Source organism: Streptomyces sp. WMMB303 (assembly GCF_029351045.1).
In the GTDB taxonomy this organism is placed as follows: domain Bacteria; phylum Actinomycetota; class Actinomycetes; order Streptomycetales; family Streptomycetaceae; genus Streptomyces.
This window is the reverse complement of sequence record NZ_JARKIN010000001.1, coordinates 1446646-1468567: the sequence shown is the minus strand read 5'-3', so window position 1 is coordinate 1468567 and position 21922 is coordinate 1446646. Positions and strand designations below refer to the sequence as shown.

Sequence of the window (21922 nt, the reverse complement as noted above, 5' to 3'; positions counted from 1 at the left end):
CCCGGCCGGAGCCGCACCGCGGGCGGGCGCGCATGGTGAGCGGCGGAGCCGGCCCGGCCGGCGGGGCGGCCGCGGCCGGACTCCTGGTGCCGCTGCCGGTGATCCTGCCGCTGTGCGCGGCCGGACTGAAACTGGCCATCGGGGCCCGGCTGGAGCGGGTGCAGCGGTTCATCAGCGCCGCCGTGCTGCTCGCCGTCCTCGTCGTCTCACTGCTGCTGCTGGTGGCCGCCGACCGGCACGGTCCGCAGGTGATGTTCGCGGGCGGCTGGGCGCCGCCGGTCGGGATCGTGCTGGTCGCCGACCGGCTCGCGGCGCTGATGCTGGTGATCTCCTCGTCGGTGACGCTGGCCGTCCTTGTCTACTCGGTGGGCCAGGGCCTGGCCGACAACGACGAGGCCACTCCGCTGTCCGTCTTCCACCCGTCCTATCTGGTGCTGGTGGCCGGGGTCTCGGACACCTTCCTGGCCGGCGACCTGTTCAACCTCTACGTCGGCTTCGAGCTGATGCTGACGGCCAGCTACGTGCTGATGACGATCGGCGGCACTCTGGCGCGGATCCGCGCCGGGGCCACGTACGCGATCGTCTCGCTGCTGTCCTCCATGCTGTTCCTGGCCGCCGTCGCCATGGTGTACGCGGCGGCGGGCACCGTCACCATGGCCCAACTGCCCTCCCGGCTGGACGTCCTGCCCGACGGCGTGGCCATGGTCCTGCAGATCGCGCTGCTGGGCGTGTTCGCCATCAAGGCGGCCGTCTTCCCGCTGGCCGCCTGGCTGCCCGACTCCTATCCCACCGCCCCGGCGCCGGTCACCGCCGTGTTCGCGGGACTGCTCACCAAGGTCGGCATCTACGCGATACTGCGCACCCAGACGCTGCTGTTCCCCGGTGACGGCATCGGCGACGTCCTGCTGGTCCTGGCCCTGCTCTCGCTGCTCGTCGGCATCCTGGGCGCGGTCGCGCAGACCGACCTCAAACGGCTGCTCTCCTTCACCCTGGTCAGCCACATGGGGTACATGGTCTTCGGGATCGGGCTGGGCAGCCCCGCCGGGATCTCCGGCGCGGTGTTCTACGTCGCCCACCACATCACCGTCCAGACCACCCTCTTCCTCGTCGCCGGACTGATCGAGCGCCGCACCGGCACCACGGACCTGCAGAGCCTCGGCGGCCTCGCACGCCTCTCCCCGCTGCTGGCCGTGCTGTTCTTCGTCCCCGCGCTGAACCTCGCCGGGATCCCGCCGCTCTCCGGGTTCCTCGGCAAGCTCGGGCTGCTGCGGGCCGGGGTGGACGACGGCGGGGTGCTCGCCTATCTGCTGGTGGCGGGCGGCACGGTCACCAGCCTCCTCACCCTGTACGCGCTGACCAAGGCGTGGAACGTGGCCTTCTGGCGCGCCGCGACACCGGAGATGTGCGCGGCCGGCACGGTGCTGGAGTCCCGGGAGGAGGACACCCCCGAAGCGGGCACCGGCGACACGGCCGGCTCCGGCGCGCCGGCCGGGGGCGCGGGCCCCGGCGCCGGGTCGCCGGGGCGGCAGCCCGGCGCCGCCGGAGGGTGGCCGACCGGCGGCCTCTCGGTGCTTATGCGGCGCCGGGTGACGACCACCTTCGGCGGCCAGGAGATCACCACCACCAGCTCGCTCCCCGCCAGCATGGCCGGGGCCACCGCGGCCCTCGTCCTGTTCGGGCTCGCCTTCACCGTGCTCGCGGGGCCTCTGTTCGGACTGACCGGCCGCGCGGCGGACGAGATGCTCGCCCGCCGCCCCTACGTCGAGGCGGTGATGCGGAGATGACGGCCCCTCAGCGGCTCCCCGAAGCGAGCCGGATGCGCGCCACCCAGTGGCCCATGGTGTGCGGCCTCACCCTGCTGTGGCTGCTGCTGTGGGGCACCCCCACCCCGGCCAACGTCGTGACCGGGGTGCTCGTCGCGCTTCTGGTGGTGCTCGTCTTCCCGCTGCCTCCGGTGGAGAAGCAGGCCCGGGCCCACCCGCTCGGCATTCTGCGCTTCGTCGTCCGGTTCGTGCTGGACATGGTCGTCTCCAGTTGGCGGATCAACCGCTACATGCTCGCGTTCGGCCGCCCGCGCTGCGCCGTGCTGGCGGTGAAGATGCGCTGCCCCGGCGACCTGATGCTGACCGTCACGGCGGTCGCGGTCACGGCCGTACCCGGCAGCACCGTCCTGGAGGTCGACCGCCGCTCCGGAACCCTCTATCTGCACGTGCTCGGCGGCGAGAACGAGGAGGAGCAGGCGCGGGCCCGGCGGGACGCGCTCCGCCTGGAGACCCGGGTCGTGGAGGCGTTCGGCACCCACGCCGACGTCGCCGCGATCCGCGCCTCCGAGGCCGCGGAGGAGGTGTTCGGCCGGTGGCGGTGACGGTGCGGCAGGCGTGCGCGGCGCTCCCGGCGGAACCGGCCCGGGTGCTGACCGCCGCCGTGCACGACGCCCCGGCCTTCGAGATCACGGCCGCGGTGATCGCCGGGCTGCTGCTGGCCGCCGGTCTGCTGGTCACCCTGCGGCTGGTGCGGGGACCCTCGACGCTGGACCGCGCCGTCGCGCTCGATGTGCTGGTGGCCGTCGTGATGGCCGGCATCGGCCTCCAGTCGGCGATCCGCGGCAACGCCTTCTACCTGCCCGTCCTGCTGGTCCTCTCCTTTCTCGGCTTCACCGGCTCGGTCGGGGTCGCGCGCTTCATGGCGCTGCGGGACGAGGCCGGAACCGAGGACGTGGACGAGAGCGAGGGCACCGGCGAGCCCCCCGCCGGCTCCTCGGGCCCCGCGCCCGGCGGCGGTCGCGAGGGGCCGGGCCCGCACCGGGGATCGCCGTGACGGACCGGAGCCGGGAGGAGCACCGATGAGCTGGACGGGCGTGGCGGACGTGGTGGGTGCCGTCTGCATGCTGGCGGGCGGGCTGCTCTGCCTGCTGGCCGGGATCGGCATGGTGCGGCTGCCGGACGTGCTGGCCCGGATGCACGCCGCGACCAAGCCCCAGTCCTTCGGGCTGCTGCTGGTCCTGCTCGGTGCCGGACTGTGGCTGCGCAGCCTCATCGACCTGTGCACCCTGCTGCTCGTCGGCCTGTTCCAACTGCTGACCTCCCCGGTGGCCGCGCACATGGTGGGCCGAGCCGCCTACCGGACCGGGCGGCTGGATCGCGAGGACCTGGTCCGAGACGAGCTGGCGGAGGCGCTGCGTGCGGCAGCCGACCAGGGCTCGGAGGAAAGCCGCAGGTCAAGTGGGTAAGTTCGGCCTTCCTTGCTGGCAGCGGACGGCGCTTCGTGCCTACGCTTCGAACAGGAGGGCGCGCCGTGCGCCCGCTGTTCGAAGTGAAGGAGCCGTACCGGCCATGTCCCTCGCCGGAGTCACCGACCCGACTCACGTCGCGCACCGCGACAACCACACCCACCGCGATGTCAACGGCGGCTGGCTGCGGCCCGCCGTCTTCGGAGCGATGGACGGGCTGGTCTCCAACCTCGGTCTGATGACCGGCGTCGCCGGCAGTGCCGCCTCCTCCCAGACCATCGTCATCGCGGGCCTCGCCGGGCTGGCGGCCGGTGCCTTCTCCATGGCCGCCGGCGAGTACACCTCCGTCGCCTCGCAGCGCGAACTCGTCCAGGCCGAACTGGAGATCGAGCGGCGCGAGCTGGGGCGCAGCCCGCGTGCGGAGATCAAGGAACTGGCAGCGCTGTACGAGTCCCGCGGAGTCGACCCCGAGCTGGCCGGGAAGGTCGCCGAGCAACTGCACCGCGACCCGGAGCAGGCGCTGGAGATCCACGCCCGGGAAGAACTCGGCGTCGACCCCGGTGACCTGCCCTCTCCGACCGTCGCCGCCGTCTCCTCGTTCTTCTCCTTCGCCGTGGGCGCCGTGCTCCCGGTGCTGCCCTACCTCTTCGGGACCACCGTGCTGTGGCCCGCCGTGCTGTGCGCCCTGCTGGGGCTGTTCGTCTGCGGTGCGGTCGTCGCCCGGGTCACTGCCCGGAGCTGGTGGTTCAGCGGCCTGCGCCAACTCACCCTCGGCGCCGCCGCCGCGGCTGTCACCTACGGCCTGGGCGCCCTGTTCGGAGTCGCGGTCGGCTGACCCCGCGGGGCGCGGCGGGCGGGCGAGGCCCGAGCCCGGCGCCGTCCCCGCCGCCCCGGCGCACCGCGCGCCGGGGCGTACCTGTGGCGGAACGCATCAGGGCGTCGAACGGTCGCCGATCGTCGGGAACGGTCCCCACTGATCGGGAAACTGCCTAGGCTGTGCGCGAAGTGACACCTGAGACCACCAAGTGCCACCGCCCGCAGGGGAGTTGCGACCTAAACCCGTCAGCCCCAGCCCTACGATCCCGCACCCGGCCCCGTGGTATCCGGCCCCCCTCCCGCGGAGCCCCGCGGCTGCCCCGCCGCGACGGGCGCCCGGACCGCACCCGGCGCCGTACCGCTCATGGGTCCCCGCTTCCACACCGACCTGGAGGCCGTCTACCGGGACATGCGCCGCGACCACGGGCCCGTCGTCCCCGTCACCCTCCCCGGCGACGTACCCGCCTGGCTCGTCATCGGCTACTGGGAACTCCACCAGGTCACCGGCGACCCCACGCTCTTCCCCCGGGACCAGGGCCTGTAAAACCAGTGGGGAACCTCCCCGAGGACTGGCCGCTGCGCCCGATGATCGGCACCCCGCAGCCCTCCGTCTACTTCACCGTCGGCGAGGAGCACCGCCGCCACCTGGCCATGGTCCAGGACGCGCTGGAGGGCGTGCACCACGTCGAACTCCGCCGCACCACCGAGGAGATCGCCGACCGGCTCATCGACAGCTTCTGCGGCGCGGGCGAGTCCGAGATCGTCTCCGCCTACGCCAAACCGCTGCCCCTCCTCACCCTGGCCCGCATCCTGGGCTTCCCCGACTCCGACGGCCCGGAACTGATCCGCTCCCTCACCGACATGGCCGACGGCGGCCCCGACGCGCTCGCCGGGTTCGAACACGCGCTCTCCCTCATGCGGCGGCTCGTCGCCCGCAGGCACGCGGCGCCCGGAGCCGACGTACTCTCCGCCATGCTGGCCCACCCCGCGGAGTTCACCGACGAGGCGTACGTCCTCAACCTCATGGCCGTCACCTCCGCCGGGTTCCTGCCGACCGCCGACTGGATCGGCAACTCGGTGCGCCTCATGCTCACCGACGACCGTTTCGCCGCCTCGCTCTCCGGAGGACGGCACACCGTCCCCGAGGCCATGAACGAAGTGCTCCGGGAGGACACCCCCACCCAGATCCTGGCCGGCCGCTGGGCCGCACGCGACACCCGGCTGGCGGGCCGCACGATCGCCCGCGGCGACCTGCTCCTGCTGGGACTCGCCGGCGCCAACCGCGACCCGGCCGCGCACGCGCCGCACGGCGCGGACCGCCCGCGCGAAGGCAACTTCGCCCACTTCGCCTTCAGCCACGGCGAGTACCGGTGCCCCTTCCCGGCACAGGAGATCGCCGAGGTCATCGCCCGCACCGGCATCGAGGTGCTGCTCGACCGGCTGCCCGACCTCGACCTGGCCGTCGCGCCCCGAACCCTGGCCCGGCGCCCCTCGCCCTTCCTGCGCGGAATGACGGTCCTGCCCGTCCGCTTCGCGCCCACACCCCCCTACGGAGGACGCTGATGAACGGCGACGCACAGCCCCTGGCGAGCGAACCCCGGCCCGGCGGCCCGGCTCCCGGCACCTGCCCGGCGGACGGGGGAGCGGCGCCCGGCACCCCGGGATGCCCGATCACCATCGACCCGCTGGTCGGCAGCCTCGCCGCCGAGACCGAGGCGCTGCGGACCGCCGGACCGCTCGCCCGGATCGACCTGGTGGGCGCCGAGGTGTGGACGGTCACCACCCACGCCGAAGCTCGCCGGCTCCTCACCGACACCCGACTGGTCAAGGACATCACCCGCTGGAACCTGTGGCGCGACGGCGACATCGACGAGAGCTGGCCGCTGATCGGCATGGTCGACGCGGGCCGCTCCATGTTCACCGTCGACGGGGCCGAGCACCGGCGCCTGCGCGCCAAGACGGCGCAGGCGCTCACCCCGCGCCGGCTGGAAGAGCTGCGCCCCGTCGTCGAACGCGTCACCGCCCGACTACTGGACGCGATGGCCGCGCACGCCGCCGAGGAGCCGGACGAGCCGATCGACCTGAAGTCCGCCTTCGCGCAGCCACTGCCCATGTCGGTGGTCTGCTCGCTGATGGGCGTCGATCCCGCGCTGGAGCCGCGGCTCCACCACCTGTACGAGGCATTCTTCTCCACCCTGACCCCGCAGCAGGAGCGGCTCGCGGTGCTGCGGGAGCTGGACGAGCTCTGCCACGACATGGTCCGGCACAAGACCGCGTCCCCCGGCGACGATCTCACCAGCGCCCTCATCCTCGCCGACGAGGGCGGCGAGCCGCTGACCGCCGAAGAGGTACGGGGCAACCTGGAGGCCATGGTCGCGGCCGGGCACGAGACCACGGTGACCCTGATCCTGTGTGCGGTGCGGGCCCTGCTCATCCATCCGGACCAGCTGCGCCTGGTGCTCGACGGCCAGGTCGGCTGGGACGCAGTCATCGAGGAGACGCTGCGCTGGGAGTCGCCCTCCACCCATCTGCTGCTGCGGTTCGCGACCTCGGACATCGAGGTCGGCACCGGCGGCGCCGTCATCCGGGAAGGCGAAGGGGTCGCCATGTCCTACCGGGCCATCGGCCGCGACCGGACGCAGCACGGCGAGGACGCCGACCGCTTCGACGTGCGCCGCCCCCTACCCATCCGACACCTGGCCTTCGGGCACGGACCGCACATCTGCCCCGGCGCGGGCCTCTCCCGGCTGGAGGCGTCCGTCGCGCTGCCCGCCCTCTTCGAGCGGTTCCCCGCGCTCGGCGCTGCCGCTGCCGCGGAGACGCGCAATCGGCCGGTGCTCACCCAGAACGAGCTGGAGTCCCTTCCGATACGGCTGGGTGTGCGCTGACGGTCCTCCCCCCGCGGGGGCGCGTCCCCGTGTGCGGGGTGCGTTCCCCACGCTCACTGCCCAGGGGGCGCTCCCGCACACGAAAGCCCCCGGGCGGTCGCCGGACAGGGAGGAGGCGGGAGACGTGGTGGTCCCTGGGGTTTCTGAGGGAGCGGAGGCCCTGCGGTGGGGCTCCGCACAGGGCGACACATGATCCACGTGTTACTCGGCGGTTTCATCTTGCGTGAGGCGGGGCAGTAGTCCGTAACGCCGCCGGCAACGACGCCTGCGTGCGAGAGAGAGCCGCTCGTCACTCGGGGTGACCCACCCCGAACCCCCTGTGCAGGTCTGGTCCGGCCCCATAAGGGCCACCCTCGTCGGCGCGCTGACACGGTCGCGCCCGGTGTTCGTATGGTGAGATGCGTCTTCCACTTTCCGGGAAGTGCGCCACCATGTAACCTGCACGAAAATTTTTGCCACATGAGGGCCAACGTCGTCCCTCGGTACGTACCACTGCCACGAGACGTACCACTGCCACGAGACGACGGGAGAGCCGATGCGTGCTGTGCCGACAGCGGATTGGGCCGCCCACCACCCTGCCAAGCAGGGGATGTACGACCCCCGATACGAGCACGACGCCTGCGGCGTCGGCTTCGTGGCGACCCTGACCGGTGAGCCCAGCCACGAGCTGGTCGAACAGGCGCTGACCGTGCTCCGCAACCTCGAGCACCGGGGCGCCACCGGGTCGGACCCGGACACCGGTGACGGCGCCGGCATCCTGCTGCAGATCCCCGACGCCTTCCTCCGCGAGAGCGTCCCCTTCGCGCTGCCCGAGCAGGGCTCCTACGCGGTGGGTATCGCCTTCCTGCCCGGCGAGGAGGAGAGCGGCGAGGCACCGGCCACCTCGGCGGCCGTCTCGCAGATCGAGACACTCGCGGCCGAGGAGGGGCTGACCGTCCTCGGCTGGCGCGAGGTGCCGGTCGCCCCCGAGCTGCTCGGCCCGGGGGCCCGCGCCACCATGCCCACCTTCCGGCAGCTCTTCGTCGCCGGAGACAGCTCGCGGCCCGAGGCCGGGGGAGCGCAGGGCAAGGTCGAGGGCGTCGCTCTGGACCGGCTCGCGTTCGTGCTGCGCAAGCGCGCCGAGCGCGAGGCGGGCGTCTACTTCCCGTCGCTGTCCTCGCGCACCCTCGTCTACAAGGGCATGCTGACCACCGGGCAGCTCGAGCCGTTCTTCCCCGACCTGTCGGACCGCCGGTTCGCCACCGCCATCGCGCTGGTGCACTCCCGCTTCTCCACCAACACCTTCCCGAGCTGGCCGCTGGCCCACCCCTACCGGTTCGTCGCGCACAACGGCGAGATCAACACCGTGCAGGGCAACCGCAACTGGATGCGGGCCCGTGAGTCCCAGCTGCACTCCGAGCTGTTCGGCTCCGCCGGCCGCAAGGACGGCGGCGACCAGGGGAGCCTGGAGCGGATCTTCCCCATCAACACGCCGGGCGCCTCCGACTCGGCCACCTTCGACGAGGTGCTGGAGCTGCTGCATCTGGGCGGCCGCTCGCTGCCGCACTCGGTGCTGATGATGGTCCCGGAGGCGTGGGAGAGCGCCGAGTCGCAGGACTCGATGGACCCCGCGCGGCGCGCCTTCTACCAGTACCACTCCACGATGATGGAGCCCTGGGACGGCCCCGCCTGTGTCACCTTCACCGACGGCACCCAGGTCGGCGCCGTGCTGGACCGCAACGGGCTGCGTCCGGGCCGGTACTGGGTCACCGACGACGGCCTCGTCGTCCTGGCCTCCGAGGTCGGCGTCCTGGACATCGACCCGGGCAAGGTCGTGCGCAAGGGGCGCCTCCAGCCCGGCCGGATGTTCCTGGTCGACACCGCCGAGCGCCGCATCATCGAGGACGACGAGATCAAGGCCCAGCTCGCCGCCGAGCACCCCTACCAGGAGTGGCTGGACGCGGGGCTCATCGAACTCGCCGATCTGCCCGAGCGCGAGCACATCGTGCACACCCACGCCTCGGTCACCCGCCGTCAGCAGACCTTCGGCTACACCGAGGAGGAACTGCGCGTCCTGCTCGCCCCGATGGCCCGCAGCGGCGCCGAGCCGATCGGCTCCATGGGCACCGACTCGCCGATCGCGGCGCTCTCGGACCGGCCCCGGCTGATCTTCGACTACTTCACCCAGCTGTTCGCGCAGGTCACCAACCCGCCGCTGGACGCGATCCGCGAGGAACTGGTCACCTCGCTGCACTCGCCGCTGGGCCCGCAGGGCAACCTGTTGGAGCCGACGGCAGCCTCCTGCCGCAGCGTCACCCTGCCGTTCCCCGTCATCGACAACGACGAGCTGGCCAAGCTCATCCACATCAACGCCGACGGCGACCTGCCGGGCTTCAAGTCCGCCACGCTCTCCGGGCTCTACCGCGTCGCCGAAGGAGGGGACGGCCTCGCGGCCCGCATCGAGCAGATCTGCGCGGAGGCCGACACGGCGATCGAGTCCGGGGCCCGGCTCATCGTGCTGTCCGACCGGCACTCGGACGCCGAACACGCGCCGATCCCGTCCCTGCTGCTCACCTCGGCGGTGCACCACCACCTCATCCGCACCAAGCAGCGCACCCAGGTGGGGCTGCTGGTCGAGGCCGGTGACGTCCGCGAGGTGCACCACGTCGCGCTGCTCATCGGGTACGGCGCCGCCGCGGTCAACCCGTACCTGGCCATGGAGTCGGTCGAGGACCTGGTCCGGGCCGGCACCTTCCTGCCCGGCGCCGCGGAGCTGCCGGCCGAGGAGGCCATCCGCAACCTGATCTACGCCCTGGGCAAGGGGGTGCTGAAGGTGATGTCCAAGATGGGCATCTCCACCGTCGCCTCCTACCGCGGCGCGCAGGTCTTCGAGGCCGTCGGCCTGGACGCCTCGTTCGTCGACGCGTACTTCCACGGCACCACCACCAAGATCGGCGGGGCCGGCATCGACGTCGTCGCCAAGGAGGTGGCCGCCCGGCACGCCAAGGCGTACCCCTCCTCCGGCATCGCCCCCGCACACCGGCTGCTGGACATCGGCGGCGAGTACCAGTGGCGCCGCGAGGGCGAACCGCACCTGTTCGACCCGGAGACCGTCTTCCGCCTCCAGCACTCCACCAGCCGGCGCCGCTACGACATCTTCAAGCAGTACACCCAGCGGGTCGACGAGCAGTCCGAGCGGCTGATGACCCTGCGCGGCCTGTTCGGCTTCCAGAGCGACCGGCCCTCGATCCCCGTCGAGGAGGTCGAGCCGGCGAGCGAGATCGTCAAGCGGTTCTCCACCGGCGCCATGTCCTACGGCTCCATCTCGCAGGAGGCGCACGAGACGCTGGCCGTCGCCATGAACCAGCTCGGCGGCAAGTCCAACACCGGCGAGGGCGGCGAGGACCCCGAGCGGCTCTACGACCCGGCCCGGCGCTCCGCGATCAAGCAGGTGGCCTCCGGCAGGTTCGGCGTCACCTCCGAATACCTCGTCAACTCCGACGACATCCAGATCAAGATGGCCCAGGGCGCCAAGCCCGGCGAGGGCGGCCAGCTCCCCGGCCACAAGGTCTACCCGTGGGTGGCCAGGACCCGGCACTCCACCCCGGGCGTCGGCCTCATCTCGCCGCCACCGCACCACGACATCTACTCGATCGAGGACCTCGCCCAGCTCATCCACGACCTCAAGAACGCCAACCCGCGGGCCCGCGTGCACGTGAAGCTGGTCTCCGAGGTCGGCGTGGGCACGGTCGCGGCGGGCGTCTCCAAGGCCCACGCCGACGTCGTCCTCATCTCCGGCCACGACGGCGGCACCGGCGCCTCCCCGCTGACCTCGCTCAAGCACGCGGGCGGCCCCTGGGAGCTGGGTCTGGCCGAGACTCAGCAGACGCTGCTGCTCAACGGGCTGCGCGACCGGATCGTCGTGCAGACCGACGGCCAGCTCAAGACCGGCCGCGACGTCGTCATCGCCGCGCTGCTCGGCGCCGAGGAGTTCGGATTCGCCACCGCGCCGCTGGTGGTCTCCGGCTGCGTGATGATGCGCGTCTGCCACCTGGACACCTGCCCGGTCGGCATCGCCACCCAGAACCCGGTGCTGCGCGACCGCTACAGCGGCAAGGCCGAGTACGTCGTCAACTTCTTCGAGTTCATCGCCGAAGAGGTCCGCGAACTCCTCGCCGAGCTGGGCTTCCGCACCCTGGACGAGGCCATCGGGCACGCGGAGCTGCTCGACACCTCGCGCGCCGTGACCCACTGGAAGGCCCAGGGCTTCGACCTGGCACCGCTGCTGCACGTCCCCGAGCTCCCCGAGGGCGCGGTGCTGCACCAGGCCACCGCTCAGGACCACGGTCTGGAGAAGGCGCTCGACAACCAGCTCGTCAAGCTGGCGGCCGACGCGCTGCAGGCCGACACCGCCGAGCAGGCGCAGCCGGTCCGGGCCCAGGTCGCGATCCGGAACGTCAACCGCACCGTGGGCACCATGCTCGGCCACGAGGTCACCAAGAAGTTCGGCGGAGCCGGGCTGCCCGACGACACCGTGGACCTCACCTTCACCGGCTCCGCGGGCCAGTCCTTCGGCGCCTTCGTCCCGCGCGGCATCACGCTGCGGCTGGAGGGCGACGCCAACGACTACGTCGGCAAGGGCCTCTCCGGCGGCCGGCTGATCGTCCGCCCCGACCGGGGCGCCGACCACCTCGCCGAGTACTCCACCATCGCGGGCAACACCCTCGCCTACGGCGCCACCGGCGGCGAGATCTTCCTGCGCGGCCGGGTCGGCGAACGCTTCTGCGTCCGCAACTCCGGCGCCCTGGTGGTCTCCGAAGGCGTGGGGGACCACGGCTGCGAGTACATGACCGGCGGCGCGGCCGTCGTCCTCGGCGGCACCGGCCGCAACTTCGGCGCCGGGATGTCCGGCGGCACCGCCTACGTCATCGACCTGGACCTGTCGAACGTGAACGCCGGACTGCGCGGCGCCGTGGAGGAACTGACCGACGAGGACAAGACGTGGCTGCACGAGGTCGTGCGACGCCACCAGGAGGAGACCGGCTCCACCGTGGCCGCCAAGCTCCTCGCCGACTGGGACGGCCCCGACGGAGCGCTCAGCCGCTTCAGCCGGGTGCTGCCCGCCACGTACAAGGCTGTGCTCACCGCCAAGGACACCGCCGAGCGCGCGGGACTCAGCGAGTCCGAGACCCACGAGAAGATGATGGAGGCGGCGACCAATGGCTGACCCCAAGGGCTTCCTGCACACCGACCGCGAGGTCGCGAAGACCCGTCCCGTCGAGGAGCGGGTCAAGGACTGGAACGAGGTCTACGTCCCCGGCTCCCTGCTGCCCATCGTCAGCAAGCAGGCCGGGCGCTGCATGGACTGCGGCATCCCCTTCTGCCACAACGGCTGTCCGCTGGGAAACCTCATCCCCGAGTGGAACGACTACGCCTACCGCGGCGACTGGGAGGCCGCCTCCGAGCGGCTGCACGCGACCAACAACTTCCCCGAGTTCACCGGGCGGCTCTGCCCCGCCCCGTGCGAGTCGGCGTGCGTGCTGGGCATCAACCAGCCGGCCGTCACCATCAAGAACGTCGAGGTCTCCATCATCGACAAGGCGTGGGAGAACGGGGACGTGACCCCGCAGCCGCCCGAGCGCCTCTCCGGCAAGACCGTCGCCGTCATCGGCTCCGGCCCGTCGGGCCTGGCCGCCGCCCAGCAGCTCACCCGGGCCGGACACACCGTCGTGGTCTACGAGCGGGCCGACCGCATCGGCGGACTGCTGCGCTACGGCATCCCCGAGTTCAAGATGGAGAAGCGGCACATCAACCGCCGTATCGAGCAGATGCGCGCGGAAGGCACCAAATTCCGCACCGAGACGGAGATCGGCCGCGACATCGACGCGAAGAAGCTCCGCAAGCGCTACGACGCGGTCGTCGTGGCGGCCGGCGCCACCACCGCCCGCGACCTGCCGGTGCCCGGCCGCGAGCTGAACGGCGTGCACCAGGCGATGGAGTACCTGCCGCTGGCCAACAAGGTGCAGGAGGGAGACCTGACCGTCTCCCCGATCAGCGCCGAGGGCAAGCACGTCGTCGTCATCGGCGGCGGCGACACCGGTGCCGACTGCGTGGGCACCGCGCACCGCCAGGGCGCCGCCTCCGTCACCCAGCTGGAGATCATGCCCAAGCCGGGCGAGGACCGGGACCCGGGCCGCCAGCCGTGGCCCACGTTCCCGCTGCTCTACAAGGTCACCAGCGCCCACGAGGAGGGCGGCGAGCGGGTCTACTCCGTCAACACCACCCACTTCGAAGGCGACGAGGACGGCAACGTCCAGTGGCTCCACCTGGTGGAGGTCGAGATGGTGGACGGCAAGCTGGAGCCCAAGCCCGGCACCGAGCGGAAGATCCCGGCCCAGTTGGTCACCCTGGCCATGGGCTTCACCGGTGTCGACCGGGAGAACGGGCTGGTCGAGCAGTTCGGTGTGGAACTCGACGCCCGCGGCAACATCGCACGGGACGGCGACTACGCCACCAACGTCCCCGGCGTCTACGTCGCCGGGGACGCCGGCCGGGGCCAGTCCCTCATCGTCTGGGCCATCGCCGAGGGCCGCTCGGCGGCCAAGGCCGTCGACCGCCACCTCACCGGCGAGCACAGCACCCTGCACGCCCCCGTCCGCCCCACGGACCGCGCCTTGGCGGTCTGAGGCGGGGCACCACCCCGAACTTCCGTACAAGGGCGTACGGACGAAGCGGCGCCTGCCAGTCCCCGACCGGGTTTGTGGCAGGCGCCGCACTGCGTCCGCGCCGCTGACGGCTCAGTCACGCACGATGGACTGGATCTCCTTCACGGTGAGGTTCTTCGTGGTGCTGAAGGTGCCCGACGGGAACGTGCCCCCCGGGTCCTCGGTGCTCTTCCACGCCACCTTCCAGGTGAGCGTGGCCTTCAGCGTGTAGGAACTGTTCTCGCCGGTGGCCCTCAGATACCGGAGGCCGCAGGGCGGTGTGCGGTCCTTCTTCCCGGCGGAGTACTTCTCACCCAGTGCGCCGTTCTTGAACTCGCACTTTCCCGAAGCGGGATAGGTCTTCGCGTCGCCGGTGCCGGGTTCGAGGGTCAGCGACTCGGGTGTGGCGGTGGTGGTCGCGGAGAGCCTGGTCCCGTCGATGAGATCGAGTTCGGCGACCGCCTTCACCGGCTTGAACCTGCTCCGGTCCAGCCATACCCAGGTGTCGAGGTTGACGGTCTGCTTGCCGTCGGGGTTCAACGACAGTTCCGTTTCCGGGATGGGGAGCTGCTCGTAGGCGTACTGCGCGAGGATCTTCGGGCTGACGGCCAGCGGCATGTCCTCGGGCGGATCCCCCTTCGGCACCCAGATGGCGTGTTCGCTGCACGCGTCAGCCTCGGGATCGTCCGCCCGGTCGGGGTTGCGCACGCCTTCCCAGAAGTAGCCCTTGCCCTGCTGGTCCATGTTGTAGTCGTCGTACTTGTCGGTCTGGTAGTAGTTCTCGTAGAGGTTGACGACCTGCTCCGAGAGCGCGTCCGACGCCTTCTGGTTGCTTTCCTCGAGATCGTCGAAGATCGTGCCGGAGTCCTTCTTCCCGTCCTTCTCCTCCCGCTTCTCCGGCTTGGCGTCCTCGATCTTCTTCTTGAGCTCCTTGGGCGTCGTCTTCGGCTCGTACCAGCAGGCCGGGGCTTCCCAGTCGGGATCCTTCGGGTCCAGCTTGACCGTCTTCCCGCCACCCTTGCTGTCGCCCTGGACGATCCGGATGTGCGAGACCTTGGCGGTGATGTCGGCGCCGTCGGTTCCGCCCGAAGCTCTGCTCGCGCCGGAGCCCTTCGGGTCCGCGTGCGCGGTGGCGGAGGCCGCGAGGAGAAGTCCCGTCGTCAGCGCGATGATCGAGTTCTTGCGAATCACTCCATGCATTTCTTGGCCTTCGCGGTCTCGTGACCTGACGTCGCCTGCCATACTCCGTCCTTGTTCCGCTCCATTCGGAGTCGGGTGAAGATGTAGTTCAAGTCGCCCCCGTTGTTCGGTTCGAGTTTCCCCGTCTTGAGAAGCTTGTTCTTGGCCTTGCTTTCGTCGATGCAGAAGTAGATCTGCGCTACGGTGTCGCTCTCCAGTTCGACCCTCTGGTCGTAGTAGCGCGTAACACCGGCCCAGCTCTGCTGGTCCTTCTTCGCTTCGAGGATGTACTTGTTCGAGGCGAGCAGTGACTGCTCCTTGGCGTAGACCTTCACCAGGTTCGGGTCTTTCCCCGTGGTGATGACCCGGTCGATCGCGTTGATCCGTGCCTGGTTGTCGGCCAGGACCGCGTCCTTCTCGGGGTTGCCCGTCTCGGCTTCCTCGAAGACGTTCTTGGCGTCCTTCGCCAGTTTGATGTCCTCCGGTTCCCGGTGGCCGGGGGCATCCGAACTCTGCGACGGAGAGAACGACTTGCTCGTCTTCTTGGCGCCGTCGTCGGCGCCGTCGATCTTTCCGTCCGACCCGCCGTCGCTCCCGCACGCGCCCAGGAGGAGGGACGCGGCGAGGGCCGCTGCGGTCCACATCGCCGTGCTGGCCTGCTTGTTCATGCGCACGTTCTCTCAGCTCTCTGTCCGTGGGTGACGGCGGTTCGAATCACCCGCAGTTTTGATCACTTAAAGTTACTACAGTGAAAGGAGTGCCGACAGTCCCTGATAGTCACCGCAGTTCTCCTGTCTGTGTCAACTGGTGGTCATTCGACTGGTGCTGCACGTCATGTCGGAGAACACGCGGCAGGTCACTCGGCGGGTTCCCGTTCGAGGCCGAGAGGGTGGGCGGAGCCCCGGCAGTCGGCACGGGCCTGGGAGACGGCAGGGCTTCCTGTCAGACCCCGGTCATAGGGTGGGCGGATGAGCCAGGCTGGGAGCGAGGCCGTTCGTCCGATTCGCCGTGGTGACCTGGTCGCGGCGAAGGAACTGCGCCTCGTAGCGTTGAGCGACCGACCGCGACGGGGTCGGGGGACGACAGCCTTGCCGATACTCGCCTGACAAAATGATCAGCGAAGCGGCACTTCGTGTCACTGAACGTGCTGTTTGGAGAAGGACCTGAGCACTTCTGTGCTATCACCGCTTCCTGGATCTCCGAGGATTGGGCCTGGTGACAGCTGTGGCCGAATCCGCGAGGGGGCAGCGGTTCTGTGGTGGGCGGGGGAGTCTGAGATGGGGACGGTGCGGACGTGAGTGGTTCGGAGTCAAAAGGCGACAGCGAGCTGCCGGAGCCGGCGTCGGGACCGCCGGTTCCGCCGGGTGAGCAGGGCATGCTCGAACCGCCGCGGGAAGAAGGCGATCTCCTTCCCCGGCAGCCGGGCGGTGGCTCGATCCTCAAGCCCCAATTGAACGTTACCCACAGCGTGCTGGCCAAGGGCGCTACCAGCGCTGGGGAGATCCACACGGCCTTCTACGAGGCCGCGGCTTCGTAGGAGACGTCCACGGGCACGGCGGCGACTGAGTTCGAGGGCTGGACTGCCGCCCAGGGGCTGCGAAAGTCACACGAGCAGTGGGAGATCCAGGCCGGGAACGTGGCTGCGTGGCTGGGCAAGGATCGAGCAGAGCCTGCGGGACGCCAAGAGGGCGTACCAGACTCAGGACCACGGTGCCAGGGCCGACTTGGAGAAGGTGTTGCGGCAGCCGGGGCGGCACGGCGTCCCCTCACCTGGCCCTGTTGGCCCGGCCCTGCCGCCCGTGGCCCCGCGTCGTTCGGCGATTGACGAGTACGACCGATGAGGGACGAAGACTTCTATCACGAGTTGATGACCACTGACTTCTCGGTTCTTACGGACCTGGTCCAGAAGTGGAAAGAGGTCATCACCGCCATCGACGGTCTGCCCGGCCGGATCCACAAGGAGCTGATGAAGCCCTTGCGGGACGAGGGCCGGCACCGGCATCCACGAAAAGATGACATGGACGGAGCGCATCCACCCGCCCCGCTTCGAAGCTCCGGATGAGCACTGAAACGATGGCTTCCATGACGACGCACGGCTCGGCTGTCCCCACACGAAGGCCGAGCGGCACGGTGTCCCACAAGACGGCAGCGGTGGCCGCGTGCGCTCTGGTCACCCTGAGCTCCTGCACTGTCCTGGACGACGCTTCGGGCCCGTGTCCCAGGTCGAGCACCACCGTGCGCGCCAGGGACCTGAACGGGGACTACCAGGGCCCGCACGGCATGCGCCTCACCCTGGGGCACGCCTCCACCCGGTATCCCGAAGGGCGTACGGCTCAGGTCGGCTCAGTACGGGTGAAGAATTGGGCGATCTCGCTGGAGGAACTGGGCGAGAACGGCCCTGCCGGCAAGGAGTTCCAGGGTGAGGGAACCTGGGAGTTCCGCAAGGAGGAGACCACCGGTGGAGAAGAGTTCCGCCAGATCAAGCTCGACTTCCTCAGCGGCACCCCCGAGCAACGAATGCCCACCGAGCCGCAGTATCTGGAAATCGGCGGCACCCGGAACAAGCCCGATCTGTTCGTGGAAACGGACCCCGACACCTGCCCGAGTATCGTCTTCCACCGGTAGCTGCCCTGCCTCCCCGCACGTTGCCTTCACGTCCTGGCCTGGCGTGCCGATGACCGCCGCCCACTGGTGCGGGAGTACGCGCATGCCTGCGAGTTGGCGGCCGGGACGGCGGACTGAGCGTGCGGCGCGGACGCGGGAGGTGCCGGGACCGCTCCCCGGACGGGGGAGGGGCCGAAGGTGCCCCGAGTCCGGTCCTCGGGCCGGGGCCGGGCCGGGGCCGGCGAGAAGGCTAGCCCTGCCACGTCCCGTCGCGCATGATGACCCGGCCGCGCAGTTCCGGCTCGCCGCGCCACGCGCGCACGGTCTTCGGCGCCACACGCAGGTAGACGAAGGGCTCTTCTTCCCTGCGCGGGTCCCAGCCGAACTCGGTGGCGAAGGCATCGGCCGCGTCGCCGGGGACGTCCTGGTCCGGGAAGCACTCCGCCGCGCCCTGGAGCAGCACCACGTCGAAGGTGTCGGGCAGCGCCAGGCGCACCCGCGGCTCGGCGCGGACGTTCCGCGCCGTCGCGGACGCGGCACCGGTGCACATCCACACCGCCTGCCCGTCCCATGAGAACCACAGCGGCACCTGGTGCGGGCCGTACTCAGGATGTGCTGTCGACACCCAGATGTCCCGTTCGGTGGTCAGCCGGTCCAGAGTGTCGCGCCTGCGTTCCGCCGTCTCCCGGCGATCCGTTCCCGTGGTCTGCATGGGCGGCGACTCTAGCCAGCGGCAGCGAAGCGCACATGAGGCGAGGGGCCTACTCCCGCGGACCGAGGCCCCTTCTCGGGAAGGGCACGGGTGGGTGGGTGACCCGTGGTGGATCAGTAGAGTCGCGAGCATGGCGCAACCAGTACTGCGGGCGATCGAAGACGACGGGCGTGCGGTGGACGATCCGAGCGAGGAAGTTCTGCACGATCTGCTGGCGGACATGAATCTGCGGCACCGGTTCGTGATCTTGGAAAGGCTCGACCTCGAGCCTGTGGATCAGCACTACATGCAGGTGTGTCTGAACGACGACATGAGCTACCAGGTGGAGTACCGCGAAGGCAGCGCGGACAAGCACTTCCAGGCCCATGTCCCCAGGCCCCACGAGATGGTCGGTCCGGCGCCGATCGCCAAGGTGATGATCGACTGGGCGTACGACCGCGGGGGATGGCGTGAGGCGATGCCTTGGGTTCCGATTGCCGTGTGAGAGCGGCGGCGGGCCAGGAGCCGAGTGGTCCCGCACCGCCCGCGAGGCACTCTTGTTGCCGGCCGGCCCTGTCGGACTCTGCCGTACCTCTCTCCTCGCCGTGATCAGGCAGGCCTGACGTCGCCCACGCTCGTGGAAGTACGCCTGGTCGCTGGTCACTCCTGTTCGCCCACCTGGGTCAGCCGGTGGTCGTTCAACCGGTGCTGCACGTCCTGCAGGAGCACCCGCAGCAACCCGGTGAGCTGCTCCTGCTGGTCCGGTGCGAGGCCCGTCAGCAGTTCGGCCTCACGGGTGAGTACCTGGTCGACGGTGGACTCGACCAGCCGGTGTCCGGCGGTGGTCAATTCCACGACGACCGACCGGCGGCGGCCCTCGCCGGGGCGGCGGGTGACCAGCCCCTCCTGTTCGGCCCGGGTGACCCGCTGGGAGATGGCGCCGGCGGTGACCATGGAGCGGTCCGCCAGGTCGCGGGTGGTGAGGGCGTACGGTTCGCCCGCCCGCCGCAGCATGCTGAGCAGGTCCAGAGTGGCGACGTCGACGTCCGCGCGGGCGAGTACCCGGCGGCGGTCGTCGGCGAAGAGCTTGGCCAGTCGCCACAGTGGCGTGACGATGCCGATCGAGGAGACGGGGGTACCTGGACGCTCGCGTTCCCATGCGGCGGCGATGTCCGCCACCGGGTAGTCGGTCGGGGTGTCCAGTGGGTGCTCGTCGCTTGCCATGTCCGCTTCTCCGCGCTACGTTTAGTTCTAAATTTAGCCCTGAATGAATCCGGAGGACACTCTATGGCACGCGGCATCCTGGTCACCGGTGGTGCGACAGGCATCGGGGCTGCCGTGGCGCGGCACTTCGCGGAGCAGGGGGACACGGTCGTGCTGACCGGGCGGCGGCAGGCTCCGCTGGCGGCGGCCGCCGAACGGATCGGCGCACAGGCCGTGGTCTGCGACCACACCGACCCGGAGGCGGTGGCCCGGCTGCTGCCGTCGCTGCCCGAGCGGCTCGACGTACTCGTCAACAACGCGGGCGGGAACACCGACTTCGGCCCGGCGGAAGAGGCCGGGGATCCCGCGCTCAACCCCCTGGCACGGTTCGCCCGGAGCTTCCGCGCCAATCTGGACGCCAATCTGCTGACCGCGGCGCTGACGACCAAGGCGGTCGAGGACCGGCTGGCCGAGGGCGGCGCTGTCGTCAGTATCGGTTCCATCGCGGCCGACAAGGGTGCGGGCGCCTACGGCGCGGCCAAGGCGGGGCTCGCCTCCTGGAACCTCGGCCTGGCCCGTGAGCTGGGCGCGCGCGACATCACGGCGAACGTCGTCGCACCGGGATACGTGGCCGACACGGAGTTCTTCGGCGACCACCTCACCCCCGAGCGGCGCGCTCACCTCATCGCCTCCACCGCGGTCGGCCGCCCGGGCCGCCCGGAGGACATCGCAGGCGCCGTCGCGTTCCTGGCCTCGCCCGCGGCACGCGACATCACCGCGCAGGTGCTCAACGTCAACGGCGGGGAGCGAGGCACCCGCTGACCGCGCGGGCCCGGGTCCCGTCCTCGGTGCGGGTCCGGACGGCCGCCCCGCCGCGTGCGGGTTCCGCCGCACCGTGAAGCGCTGCTGATCCCACGGGTTCACGGCAATTGAATGGTCCCGCGGGCGGGGACGCCCGCACACTCCTGGCATGCCGATCTCCACAGGCCCGTTCGGGCGTGTCGCAGCTGCCATGGTCACCCCCTTCGACGAGACGGGGGAGCTGGACATCGAGGGCGCACGGCGGCTCGCCGTGCGGCTGGTGGACGAGGGGGGTTGCGACGCTCTCGTGCTCAGCGGGACGACGGGGGAGTCGCCGACCACCTCGCACGAGGAGAAGAGCGCGCTGGTGCGTGCCGTGGCGGCGGAGGTGGGGGGCCGGGCCCGGATCGTGGCGGGGGTCGGTTCGAGCGACACCCGCCACACTGCCGCGCTCGCCCGGGACGCCGAAGCGTGCGGTGCGGACGGCCTCCTGGTGGTGACGCCGTACTACTCGCGCCCCACGCAGGAGGCCGTGGTCCACCATCTGCGCACCGTCGCCGACGCCACCGGGCTGCCCGTGATGCTGTACGACATCCCCGGCCGTACCGGGACCGCCCTCACCACCGGGAGCCTGCTGCGGCTGGCGGCGCACCCGCGGATCCGGGGCGTGAAGGACTGCGCCTACGACCTGCTGAAGTCCTCGCGGGTGATGGCGGAGACGGGGCTGGCCTACTACGCGGGCTGCGACGAGTTCGCGCTGCCGCTGCGGGCGATCGGCGGCGCGGGGTGCGTGAGCACGGTCGCCAACATCGCGGCGCCGCTGGTGTGCGGGGTGCTCGACGCGTACGACGCGGGAGACCGGGTCCTGGCGGCCCGCCGCCATCGCGCACTCGCCCCGCTGACGGAGGCGGTGATGACCGGGCAGCCGGGTACGGTCGCGGTGAAGGCGCTGCTCGACGCGCGGGGTCTGCCCGCGGGGCCGGTACGCGGCCCGCTCCTGGACGCGGATGCCGGGCTGACGGCGCGGCTGCTCGCGCTCCTGGCCCGTGCCGAGGGCGAAGCCGAAGCGGAGACCGGGGCGCCGGACCGTGCCGCTGCCGACGCATCCGCGGCCGTACCCGAACCCGCCGTCGGCGCCGGGGCGGCGGCATCCTACGTGGGCAACCTGTGACGCTCCTGCCGCGAACGTTGCTCAGGCCAGCTCTCGTTCGGCGAAGGCGGCGAAAGTGCCCGCCGGGCGGCCGGTGAGGTGCTGCACGGTGTCGGTGGTGCGGTCCTCGGCGCCCTCGGCGATGGCCCGGTCCAGCCCGGCGAGCAGCGTCGCGAAAGTGGTGGGCAGGGACTCGGCCAGCCGGTCGCGCAGTTGGCCGCCGGTGAGCTTCCGATGGGTGACGGTGCGGCCGGTGACGCGGCTGAGGACGGCGGCGACGTCGTCGTAGGAGAGCGCCTGCGGGCCGGTGAGGATCAGGTCGGTGTTCGGGGAGCGGGGGTCGGCCAGCGCGTGGACGGTCCCGCAGACGGCTGAACACCCGCCTCCGGGCGGCCGGCGCCCCGACGGCCGTGCCGCCTGCCGCGCCTGCCCCCCCAGCACCGCCCGTCCCGTGCGAGGCCGCCCGGAAAACCCGTGGAGCGCGGCGCCCCGCACGGTTACAGTGCGGGCATGTCCAGCCCCGAGGCGTCCAGACGCTAGCCACCGGTTCTCCGGTGGCTGTCCCGCGCCGTCCGCGTCGGCCGCACGCCACCGGATCGCCGTGCCCCGCGCTGTTCCGCGGCAGTGCCGCCATGCGCCCGGCCGGGCCGACTCACTCCTGACCCACGCGCCTCCGCA

At 71.0% G+C, this 21922-nt stretch carries 18 protein-coding genes and 2 pseudogenes; 15 read left to right on the top strand and 5 right to left on the bottom strand.

The window, feature by feature from the left end:
- Positions 1-32: 32 nt before the first annotated feature.
- The 9 genes and pseudogenes from P2424_RS06650 to P2424_RS06610 all read left to right on the top strand — a co-directional run bounded on the left by P2424_RS06650 (position 33) and on the right by P2424_RS06610 (position 13598).
- The gene (locus P2424_RS06650; RefSeq protein ID WP_276474855.1) at positions 33-1784 is read left to right on the top strand and encodes a Na+/H+ antiporter subunit D; all 1752 of its coding nucleotides are present in this window, start codon (positions 33-35) and stop codon (positions 1782-1784) included.
- Positions 1781-2365 carry a Na+/H+ antiporter subunit E gene (locus P2424_RS06645; RefSeq protein ID WP_276474854.1) on the top strand — a complete coding sequence of 195 codons (585 nt, stop codon included), beginning with the start codon at positions 1781-1783 and terminating at the stop codon, positions 2363-2365. Before P2424_RS06650 ends, P2424_RS06645 begins: the two co-directional genes overlap by 4 nt.
- Complete coding sequence (locus tag P2424_RS06640; protein WP_346660069.1) at positions 2356-2817, top strand: monovalent cation/H+ antiporter complex subunit F; 462 nt, start codon at positions 2356-2358, stop codon at positions 2815-2817. The genes P2424_RS06645 and P2424_RS06640 overlap by 10 nt, the downstream gene beginning before the upstream one ends.
- A 25-nt stretch (positions 2818-2842) precedes the next feature.
- On the top strand, positions 2843-3229 hold the full coding sequence (mnhG, locus tag P2424_RS06635; protein WP_276474853.1) for a monovalent cation/H(+) antiporter subunit G: 387 nt from the start codon (positions 2843-2845) through the stop codon (positions 3227-3229).
- Between the two features lie 103 nt (positions 3230-3332).
- On the top strand, positions 3333-4064 hold the full coding sequence (locus tag P2424_RS06630; RefSeq protein WP_276474852.1) for a VIT1/CCC1 transporter family protein: 732 nt from the start codon (positions 3333-3335) through the stop codon (positions 4062-4064).
- A 345-nt stretch (positions 4065-4409) separates the two neighbouring features.
- Positions 4410-5608: pseudogene (locus tag P2424_RS06625) on the top strand (cytochrome P450).
- A complete protein-coding gene (locus tag P2424_RS06620) occupies positions 5608-6933 on the top strand; it encodes a cytochrome P450 (protein WP_276474851.1) in 1326 nt (441 codons plus the stop codon). The pseudogene P2424_RS06625 and the gene P2424_RS06620 overlap by 1 nt, the downstream one beginning before the upstream one ends.
- 535 nt (positions 6934-7468) lie before the next feature.
- A complete protein-coding gene (gene gltB, locus P2424_RS06615) occupies positions 7469-12139 on the top strand; it encodes a glutamate synthase large subunit (RefSeq protein WP_276474850.1) in 4671 nt (1556 codons plus the stop codon).
- On the top strand, positions 12132-13598 hold the full coding sequence (locus P2424_RS06610) for a glutamate synthase subunit beta (RefSeq protein WP_276474849.1): 1467 nt from the start codon (positions 12132-12134) through the stop codon (positions 13596-13598). The genes gltB and P2424_RS06610 overlap by 8 nt, the downstream gene beginning before the upstream one ends.
- Positions 13599-13709: 111 nt before the next feature.
- Here the strand turns inward: P2424_RS06610 and P2424_RS06605 are convergent, their stop codons facing one another.
- Together P2424_RS06605 and P2424_RS06600 are read right to left on the bottom strand one after the other, a co-directional pair.
- Positions 13710-14816, bottom strand: a complete 1107-nt coding sequence (locus P2424_RS06605) for a hypothetical protein (protein WP_276474848.1) — start codon at positions 14814-14816, stop codon at positions 13710-13712.
- Positions 14804-15463 carry a hypothetical protein gene (locus P2424_RS06600; RefSeq protein ID WP_276474847.1) on the bottom strand — a complete coding sequence of 220 codons (660 nt, stop codon included), beginning with the start codon at positions 15461-15463 and terminating at the stop codon, positions 14804-14806. The genes P2424_RS06605 and P2424_RS06600 overlap by 13 nt, the downstream gene beginning before the upstream one ends.
- Before the next feature lie 626 nt (positions 15464-16089).
- Between P2424_RS06600 and P2424_RS06595 the strand changes: the two genes are divergently transcribed.
- From P2424_RS06595 to P2424_RS06585, 3 genes are all read left to right on the top strand, one after another.
- Positions 16090-16332 (top strand): hypothetical protein, encoded by a 243-nt coding sequence (locus P2424_RS06595; RefSeq protein WP_276474846.1) that lies wholly within the window; start codon positions 16090-16092, stop codon positions 16330-16332.
- Between the two features lie 330 nt (positions 16333-16662).
- On the top strand, positions 16663-16857 hold the full coding sequence (locus tag P2424_RS06590; protein ID WP_276474845.1) for a hypothetical protein: 195 nt from the start codon (positions 16663-16665) through the stop codon (positions 16855-16857).
- Positions 16854-17420, top strand: coding sequence for a hypothetical protein (locus P2424_RS06585; protein ID WP_276474844.1), 567 nt, complete (start codon positions 16854-16856; stop codon positions 17418-17420). The genes P2424_RS06590 and P2424_RS06585 overlap by 4 nt, the downstream gene beginning before the upstream one ends.
- Positions 17421-17649: 229 nt before the next feature.
- On the opposite strand, the gene P2424_RS06580 is transcribed toward P2424_RS06585, so the two are convergent.
- Positions 17650-18111, bottom strand: coding sequence for a pyridoxamine 5'-phosphate oxidase family protein (locus P2424_RS06580; protein WP_276474843.1), 462 nt, complete (start codon positions 18109-18111; stop codon positions 17650-17652).
- A gap of 130 nt (positions 18112-18241) precedes the next feature.
- On the opposite strand from P2424_RS06580, the gene P2424_RS06575 reads away from it, so the two are divergent.
- A complete protein-coding gene (locus P2424_RS06575) occupies positions 18242-18595 on the top strand; it encodes a hypothetical protein (protein WP_276474842.1) in 354 nt (117 codons plus the stop codon).
- Positions 18596-18750: 155 nt separating this feature from the next.
- Here the strand turns inward: P2424_RS06575 and P2424_RS06570 are convergent, their stop codons facing one another.
- A complete protein-coding gene (locus P2424_RS06570; RefSeq protein ID WP_276474841.1) occupies positions 18751-19314 on the bottom strand; it encodes a MarR family transcriptional regulator in 564 nt (187 codons plus the stop codon).
- Between the two features lie 63 nt (positions 19315-19377).
- On the opposite strand from P2424_RS06570, the gene P2424_RS06565 reads away from it, so the two are divergent.
- Positions 19378-20115 (top strand): SDR family oxidoreductase, encoded by a 738-nt coding sequence (locus P2424_RS06565; RefSeq protein ID WP_276474840.1) that lies wholly within the window; start codon positions 19378-19380, stop codon positions 20113-20115.
- Positions 20116-20263: 148 nt separating this feature from the next.
- On the top strand, positions 20264-21265 hold the full coding sequence (gene dapA, locus P2424_RS06560; protein WP_276474839.1) for a 4-hydroxy-tetrahydrodipicolinate synthase: 1002 nt from the start codon (positions 20264-20266) through the stop codon (positions 21263-21265).
- Between the two features lie 21 nt (positions 21266-21286).
- Here the strand turns inward: dapA and P2424_RS06555 are convergent.
- Positions 21287-21601, bottom strand: a pseudogene (locus P2424_RS06555) (ergot alkaloid biosynthesis protein); the annotation flags it as partial.
- Between the last annotated feature and the right edge of the window lie 321 nt (positions 21602-21922).

Coding starts and splice junctions, on each gene's coding strand:
- dapA (WP_276474839.1), top strand. CDS start 20,264: ATGCCGATCTCCACAGGCCCGTTCGGGCGTGTCGCAGCTGCCATGGTC.
- P2424_RS06605 (WP_276474848.1), bottom strand. CDS start 14,816: ATGCATGGAGTGATTCGCAAGAACTCGATCATCGCGCTGACGACGGGA.
- P2424_RS06630 (WP_276474852.1), top strand. CDS start 3,333: ATGTCCCTCGCCGGAGTCACCGACCCGACTCACGTCGCGCACCGCGAC.
- mnhG (WP_276474853.1), top strand. CDS start 2,843: ATGAGCTGGACGGGCGTGGCGGACGTGGTGGGTGCCGTCTGCATGCTG.
- P2424_RS06585 (WP_276474844.1), top strand. CDS start 16,854: ATGAGCACTGAAACGATGGCTTCCATGACGACGCACGGCTCGGCTGTC.
- P2424_RS06600 (WP_276474847.1), bottom strand. CDS start 15,463: ATGAACAAGCAGGCCAGCACGGCGATGTGGACCGCAGCGGCCCTCGCC.
- P2424_RS06610 (WP_276474849.1), top strand. CDS start 12,132: ATGGCTGACCCCAAGGGCTTCCTGCACACCGACCGCGAGGTCGCGAAG.
- P2424_RS06650 (WP_276474855.1), top strand. CDS start 33: ATGGTGAGCGGCGGAGCCGGCCCGGCCGGCGGGGCGGCCGCGGCCGGA.
- P2424_RS06565 (WP_276474840.1), top strand. CDS start 19,378: ATGGCACGCGGCATCCTGGTCACCGGTGGTGCGACAGGCATCGGGGCT.
- P2424_RS06645 (WP_276474854.1), top strand. CDS start 1,781: ATGACGGCCCCTCAGCGGCTCCCCGAAGCGAGCCGGATGCGCGCCACC.
- P2424_RS06620 (WP_276474851.1), top strand. CDS start 5,608: ATGAACGGCGACGCACAGCCCCTGGCGAGCGAACCCCGGCCCGGCGGC.
- P2424_RS06590 (WP_276474845.1), top strand. CDS start 16,663: ATGACCACTGACTTCTCGGTTCTTACGGACCTGGTCCAGAAGTGGAAA.
- P2424_RS06570 (WP_276474841.1), bottom strand. CDS start 19,314: ATGGCAAGCGACGAGCACCCACTGGACACCCCGACCGACTACCCGGTG.
- gltB (WP_276474850.1), top strand. CDS start 7,469: ATGCGTGCTGTGCCGACAGCGGATTGGGCCGCCCACCACCCTGCCAAG.
- P2424_RS06580 (WP_276474843.1), bottom strand. CDS start 18,111: ATGCAGACCACGGGAACGGATCGCCGGGAGACGGCGGAACGCAGGCGC.
- P2424_RS06575 (WP_276474842.1), top strand. CDS start 18,242: ATGGCGCAACCAGTACTGCGGGCGATCGAAGACGACGGGCGTGCGGTG.